The 723-nt window shown below is 36.4% G+C and carries 1 rRNA gene; it reads left to right on the top strand.

Annotation, left to right across the window (positions count from 1 at the left end):
- Positions 1-570: 570 nt before the first annotated feature.
- Positions 571-723: ribosomal RNA gene (locus GTR01_RS24435) — 16S ribosomal RNA — on the top strand; the annotation flags it as partial.

The raw sequence follows: 723 nt of genomic DNA on the forward strand, positions 1-723 counted from the left end.
TCCCAAAACAATTCCACCATTGTGGATAAGTATAAATATTAGTTTAAATATAAATAAACCAGTAAGTTAAGTTGAATACTTACTCACAATGGGTCTATCTGAGTAAATTTTATGTTAAATAAACTTGTGAGGGATGGTATAAGTTTCTATCTTTGCCCCACTGAAAACGAGAGTATATCAGTAAGCGCAGAAGGGCTTTTAAATAAGCATAAACATTATCATCTACTGAGATATGAAACGAAAAAAAAACTTTTAATTTTTATCAAATAAAAGTTGCGAGTTAAAAAAGAGTTTGTATCTTTGCAGTCCCAATTAAGGGAGCGCAGGAGTAGAGGGGTTGAGTGTAGTGATGGAGATTAAGGTTACTTAAAAAAACTTTAAAATTTTCTTTCAAAACATTTGGTCAATTAGAAATAAAGTTTTACTTTTGCACTCGCAAATACGGAGCGACACTGACAGATAGATTGCTTCGTAGAAAAGCGAAAGATATAAAGATCATTGACATACAATATAACAACCAAGTAAGGAAAAACTAAAGCGTTAAAAACTTTGAGTGAGTCAGACAAACATACAATGGAGAGTTTGATCCTGGCTCAGGATGAACGCTAGCGGGAGGCCTAACACATGCAAGCCGAGCGGTAGAGTTTCTTCGGAAACTTGAGAGCGGCGTACGGGTGCGGAACACGTGTGCAACCTGCCTTTATCTGGGGGATAGCCTTTCGA

It is taken from the genome of Chryseobacterium sp. c4a (genome assembly GCF_009900745.1).
Taxonomy (GTDB): Bacteria; Bacteroidota; Bacteroidia; order Flavobacteriales; family Weeksellaceae; genus Chryseobacterium.